We start from the raw sequence: 5,513 nt of genomic DNA, 5'->3' as shown, positions 1-5,513 counted from the left end.
ACAGGCCTACGGTGTCGTCGAGTTCGACGACGACGGGACCGTGCTGTCGATCGAGGAGAAGCCGGCGAAGCCCCGGTCCAGCTACGCGGTGCCGGGGCTGTACTTCTACGACAACGACGTGGTGGCGATCGCGCGGGGACTTACGCCCAGTGCCCGTGGTGAGCTCGAGATCACCAGCGTCAACGAGACCTACCTGCAGCGTGGCACCTTGACCGTGACGACCCTGCCGCGGGGCACCGCGTGGTTCGACACCGGTACCTTCCAGGGACTGCTCGACGCCAGCCAGTTCGTCCACGTTGTGGAGGCCCGGCAGGGCCAGAAGGTGGGCTGCGTGGAGGAGGTTGCCTGGCGCAACGGGTGGATCGGCGACGAGCAGTTCGCCGATCTCGCGGATGCCCTCGTCAAGAGCGGGTACGGCCGCTACCTGCAGGAGCTGCTCGACGAGAAGCGAGGACGCTGATGGAGATCCGACCGCTGGCCATCGAGGGCGCCTGGGAGATCACGCCTCGGCAGTTCCCGGACGGGCGCGGTGTCTTCCTCGAGTCGTTCCGCGGGGACAAGCTCGCTGAGGTCGTCGGGCACCGGCCGGACATCGTCCAGACCAACGTCTCGGTTTCCTCCCGGGGCACTGTGCGAGGCGTCCACTACGCCGACGTGCCGCCCTCCCAGGCCAAGTACGTCACTGCGCTGTCGGGTTCCTTCCTCGACTTCGTGGTCGACCTTCGGGTCGGCTCCCGCACCTACGGGCAGTGGGACCAGGTCCTGCTCGACACCGAGGCCAGGCGTGCCGTGTACCTCTCCGAGGGACTCGGACACGCCATCTGCGCCCTGGAGGACAACTCGACGGTGCTCTACCTGTGCACAGCCACGTACAACCCGGAGCGTGAGCACGGGGTCAACCCGATGGATCCCGCCCTTGCCCTGGCGTTCCCGGACGGGTTGGAGCCGACCCTCTCGGACAAGGACCGGGCCGCGCCCTCGCTGCGAGACGCCCAGGAGCAGGGGTTGCTGCCGGCCTACGAGGAGTGCGTGGCCTTCCGGCGGTCATTGCAGTAGGCCGACACGACACGGACCGATTTCTGCAATTGCATGACGTCTGACTGAATATCTGATAGTGTTCCGCCTCGGCTGAGGCGGGCGTTCCCACGCTCTCCTCTGGCACGTGCTCCCCACTGCTGTCAGCGGCCCAGGCCGCGCAGCTGTCCGCGCCGGAGGTGTCGGTGTTTCGTCAGGTCCTGCTCGTCGCTGCCGCGGCGGCGATGTCCCTGGGGGCCGCGGTCCCCGCCGCCCACGCGACCACCGTCCCAGCTCCCGGCCGTCCGACGTCGGTCACGGCTCGCCCGGGACCGGGCGCGGGACAGGTGACCTTCTCCTGGCGCTCGGACGGGTCGCACACGACCGGCTTCCGCATCGAGACGGGCCTGTCCTCGTTCAGCCCGTACAGTCCGGGTCTCCCGCTGCACGGCCGGCACACGCACTACTTCTACGTCAAGCCCGAGCGTCGCTCGGTGACCCTGACGGCCAGCCAGCTCGCGGCAGCCGGTGCACCGGTGGGCTCGGCGAACCATCTCTACTACCGGCTGGTCGCTATCAACCGCACCTCGAGCGGGGTGGCAGTCCGGGACTGGCCGTACCTGCAATCGGTCGCGGTGCAGCCGCCTGCGGCCCCCCGGACCGGCACGCCCTTGCGAGTGGCGAGTTTCAACGTCCGCACGGCCACGAACAACACTCCCGGCCGCACGTGGCTGCAGCGGGTGCCGCTCATCGCCCAGCGGATCATGGCCTATCACCCGGGCGTCGTGACTCTGCAGGAGTTGGATGCCGGCCGGGCCGACGGGCTGATCGGCCCACTCACGGGGCATGTCCGACAGACGACGAGCCTGGTGAACGCCCTCGCCGCGCAAGGAGGTGGCCGCTACCGCCTTGTGCGCACGACCCGCTACACCGCACCGTACGTGCCCACGGGCCAGCAGGGCGCCCGCATCCTCTACGACACCGACAAGTATCGGCTGGTCAGCCGCTGCTCGGACACCACCAACGGCGCAGCGTGGTCGTCCTCGTGTGTGATCGCACCGCCAGTGCTCGCAGGCGAGGCGAACGCGCGGCGGTGGGCGGCCTATGCCGTGCTCGAGGACCGCGCCACCGGCAAGCGGTTCTACGTCGTCTCGGTTCACCTCGACCCACGGCACAGCTCGACTTTGGCGACCGAGCAGCAGTATGAGCAGCTTCGAGAGAGCCAGGTCAGCGCCGTGATGTCCCGAATCAACGCGTTGAACTCCGTGCACCTGCCGGTCGTGCTGGCCGGGGACCTCAACAGCGCCCAGAACAGCCGTGGCGGTGACCGGGCGCACGACGCCCTCGTCGCCGCCGGCTACTTCGACACCGCAGCCGCAGCCACACGGGTCCGCACCAGATACATGACTTTCAACAACTTCTCGACCACGCTGAGGCTGCCCGCATCGGGCTGGGGCAACCGCATCGACGCCATCACTGTCAAGGGGATCCACGCCGCCAACGGCTTCAACAACGTCATGCGGGTGACGGACGCCAACCGGCCCTCCGACCACAACATGGTCGTGGCCGACGTGCGGCTGCCCTGACCGCCGACGTGCGGCTGCCCTGACCAGCGTCAGCGAAGGACCCGGCGCGCCACCTTGCGGAGCCGGCCGCGCAGCTCGCGTGCGGTCTTCGGCGGCAGCTCGACCAGCACCCGGTCCACGACACCACCGAGGGCCCGTGCCACCTGCTGCGTCTGGGAGCCCGAGGCGCCCCGGCGGCCGCCGTTGGCCCGGGCGGGACCGTGGGGGACCGGCATGGGACCGAGCAACAGCGAGATCGGGTTCGGATCGCAGACCAGCACGCGGGCGTGGACCGGCTCGAACTCGTCGTCCTCGTATCGAGCGAGCTCGACCTGCCAGATCCCGTTGACCAAGGCCGCGCTCGGCAGCTCGGCGGTGAACACGTTGGGGTCGTCCGACGTCGTCACCGGCACCGGCTCGCTCAGGGCTCCGAGCCCGACCTCTCGCAGGCGCAGCAGAGCACCGGACGGTGTGGCGGACGCGTCGTCGTCTTCAAGCTGCAGCTGGAGGACCAGCCGGCCCTCCCGACGCGTGACGTAGCTGAGCGGAAGGCGCGGTTCGAGCATGGTCATGACAGGCTCCCCTCGGTCATCGTGGTCGCATCCTGCCGCTGCGCCCGGGGCAGGAAGGCGTCGATGCCGCCGAGCTGTAGCCACTCCCGGACGTCGGCGGCCGTCACCGGCCGGGTGCGGTCACGCAGCCGGGACCACCCCTCCCAGAACGGTGCCTTGAGGAGCTGCTCAGGATCCACAGCCCGGGTGCGGCGCAGGACTTCCCGCGGGACGTCCTGCGGGTCGGGCGTCACCATCTCGGTGACCAAGGTCTCGTAGCGCTCCCGCAGCACGGTGTTGCGGGCGTCCGGCACCAGCACCATGAGGGTGCCGGTGGGTGCCGTGTCCAGCTCGAGGACCACCAAGTCAGGGCGCCAGCGGCGCAGCGCCTCGGCCACCTTGTAGACGTCACCGGTCCAGGCCTTGCTGTGGCGGTCACGTGCCGCCTGCGTGACGTTGCGCGGCAGCATGTCGTCGAAGACGACGACACTCGCCGGAGTCGTCCAGCGCTCGACGTTGATGAAGTCGCGGAGGGCGAACTCGGACAGGTGCATGCCGTCGATGAAGGCCAGGTCCAAGACCGGGATCGGCAAGCGCTCCAACGGGTTCGGGCGCGCGAAGAACTCGTCGCTGCTCGTGCGCTCCAGGTGCGCCTCGGTGTGGATCTCCTTGGTGATGCCGTAGGCGGGGTCGATCGCCACGCTCGGCACCCGCGAGAGGGCGAGACTGCTGCCGTTGTTGACGCCCACCTCCAGGTACGTCCGCGGCGCGAGGATCTGGTGCAGGGCAGCCAGCAGTTCGTGTCGTTTCATCGGTTTCCTCAACTCTTCGCTGACACGGCTTGCGGGCCAGCGTATGCCCATCGCCGCCGTGACGGGGTCCGCGGTCCGCACGTCGGGTCCGTCAGGAGCTCGCGTGCACCGACGCCGTCCGGCCAGCTCTCGGCGGCCTTCCAGCGTCCTCACAACCTGCGGGCCCACGCTCCTGTCAGCAGCCGGATGGATCCCGGCTGACGAGAAAGGGACTGTGGCGTGAGCTTGATGGGAATCCCGCTGCTCGTGATCCTCGGCGTGGCAGCGGTGGCGTCGCTCGTGGCCGTCGTGGTGCTGTGGCCGCGCATCCCCGGCCCACAGAGTCGGCGCTGGATTCCTCGCACGGGCCTGGTGCTGCTCAGCCAAGGCTTGGCGGTGCTGCTCGCGCTTGCGCTCGTCAACCACTACGGGGCGTTCTACACGACCTGGGGGGAGATCGTCGGGAGCACCAGCAGTGCGGCCCAGATCCGCCACTACGGGGGTGACCAGAAGGCGGGCGACATGGCGAGCAGGTCGGCCGATCGTCCGCTCCTGCCGGCCAAGGCGAATCACACCATTCCGGCCAAGAGCGGCAAGACCGGACGGCTCGTCGTCCGCGGCTTCACCAACTGGTCCACCAAGTCGCAGTGGGCGACGAAGGGTCGCGTGGAGACGGTCTCCATCCGGGGCTTGGAGTCCGACCTGTCAGTGCTCGGTTATGTGTACCTGCCCCCGCAGTACTTCCAGCCGCAGTGGGCGCACCACACCTTCCCCGCGGTGGAGGCGCTCAGTGGGTACTACGGGGCGACCCAGGCCGAGGTCACCCGGTTCGACTACCCGGGCATCAGCAGGTCGCTGGTGCAGCAGCACCGCAGCACGCCGATGATCTTCGTGATGATCCCCTCAACCGTCACCCCGCCGCGGGACACCGAGTGCACCGACGTGCCGCACGGCCCCCAGGTCGAGACCTTCCTGTCACAGGAGGTGCCCAGTGCGATGCAGGCCGCCTTCCGGGTCCGCCCGGCCGACTGGGGCATCGTCGGCGACTCCACCGGCGGCTACTGTGCCACCAAGATCCTCCTGCACCACTCCGGCACGTTCAAGGCCGGCATCTCGCTGTCCGGCTACTACTACACCCTTCAGGACCGGACCACCGGCAACCTGTGGGGCGGCTCCGCCCAACTGCGCAACCTCAACGACCCGGAGTGGCTGATCACCCACTACCTCCCCCCGCCCGTGCACCTGTTCATCACCAGCGGCACCGGAGAGACCTTCCCCGACGGCTATGCCGACACCCGCCGGTTCCTGCGCGACGTCAGGCCACCGATGAAGGTGACCGCCATGATCGTGCCCGGCGGCATGCACAGCGTCGCCACGTGGCGCAAGGAACTCCCCACCGCACTGCACTGGATGTCGCACCAACTGACGCACGCGTCGCCGATGCCGCTGCCGTAGGTGACCCAACCGCGCACGCCGCGTGACCGTCATACTGGACGAGCAGGGTGCAGCCAGCACCACCTGCAGGTCAGAAGGGGGACGGTCATGGTCTCCAAGCGCATGGGTCTCACGGCGGGAGCACTGGTCGCCGTCCC

6 protein-coding genes are annotated in these 5,513 nt (G+C 69.0%); 4 read left to right on the top strand and 2 right to left on the bottom strand.

Annotation, left to right across the window (positions count from 1 at the left end):
• From VFL99_RS12110 to VFL99_RS12100, 3 genes are all read left to right on the top strand, one after another.
• Positions 1-460, top strand: a 460-nt coding sequence (locus tag VFL99_RS12110) for a sugar nucleotidyltransferase (RefSeq protein WP_325106615.1), incomplete at its 5' end; no start/stop codon positions are given.
• A complete protein-coding gene (locus VFL99_RS12105; RefSeq protein ID WP_325106614.1) occupies positions 460-1,056 on the top strand; it encodes a dTDP-4-dehydrorhamnose 3,5-epimerase family protein in 597 nt (198 codons plus the stop codon). The genes VFL99_RS12110 and VFL99_RS12105, both read left to right, overlap by 1 nt.
• Positions 1,057-1,220: 164 nt before the next feature.
• Positions 1,221-2,600 carry an endonuclease/exonuclease/phosphatase family protein gene (locus tag VFL99_RS12100; RefSeq protein WP_325106613.1) on the top strand — a complete coding sequence of 460 codons (1,380 nt, stop codon included), beginning with the start codon at positions 1,221-1,223 and terminating at the stop codon, positions 2,598-2,600.
• 29 nt (positions 2,601-2,629) lie between these two features.
• Here VFL99_RS12100 and VFL99_RS12095 read toward each other — a convergent pair whose 3' ends face one another.
• Entirely contained in the window at positions 2,630-3,151 is a 522-nt protein-coding gene (locus VFL99_RS12095) for a hypothetical protein (RefSeq protein ID WP_325106612.1), read from the bottom strand.
• Complete coding sequence (locus VFL99_RS12090; RefSeq protein ID WP_325106611.1) at positions 3,148-3,942, bottom strand: class I SAM-dependent methyltransferase; 795 nt, start codon at positions 3,940-3,942, stop codon at positions 3,148-3,150. Before VFL99_RS12090 ends, VFL99_RS12095 begins: the two co-directional genes overlap by 4 nt.
• Positions 3,943-4,170: 228 nt before the next feature.
• Here VFL99_RS12090 and VFL99_RS12085 point away from each other — a divergent pair, with 228 nt between their 5' ends.
• Positions 4,171-5,376, top strand: a complete 1,206-nt coding sequence (locus VFL99_RS12085) for an alpha/beta hydrolase (RefSeq protein WP_325106616.1) — start codon at positions 4,171-4,173, stop codon at positions 5,374-5,376.
• The last annotated feature ends 137 nt before the right edge of the window (positions 5,377-5,513 follow it).

The sequence above is a fragment of the Segeticoccus sp. genome (genome assembly GCF_035708005.1).
Note: the sequence above shows the minus strand (reverse complement) of the source record. Positions and strands in the feature narration are given on the sequence as shown.

Bases quoted from the DNA above. Each gene is read 5' to 3' on its own strand.
- VFL99_RS12085 (WP_325106616.1), top strand. From the start codon at position 4,171: ATGGGAATCCCGCTGCTCGTGATCCTCGGCGTGGCAGCGGTGGCGTCG.
- VFL99_RS12095 (WP_325106612.1), bottom strand. From the start codon at position 3,151: ATGACCATGCTCGAACCGCGCCTTCCGCTCAGCTACGTCACGCGTCGG.
- VFL99_RS12090 (WP_325106611.1), bottom strand. From the start codon at position 3,942: ATGAAACGACACGAACTGCTGGCTGCCCTGCACCAGATCCTCGCGCCG.
- VFL99_RS12105 (WP_325106614.1), top strand. From the start codon at position 460: ATGGAGATCCGACCGCTGGCCATCGAGGGCGCCTGGGAGATCACGCCT.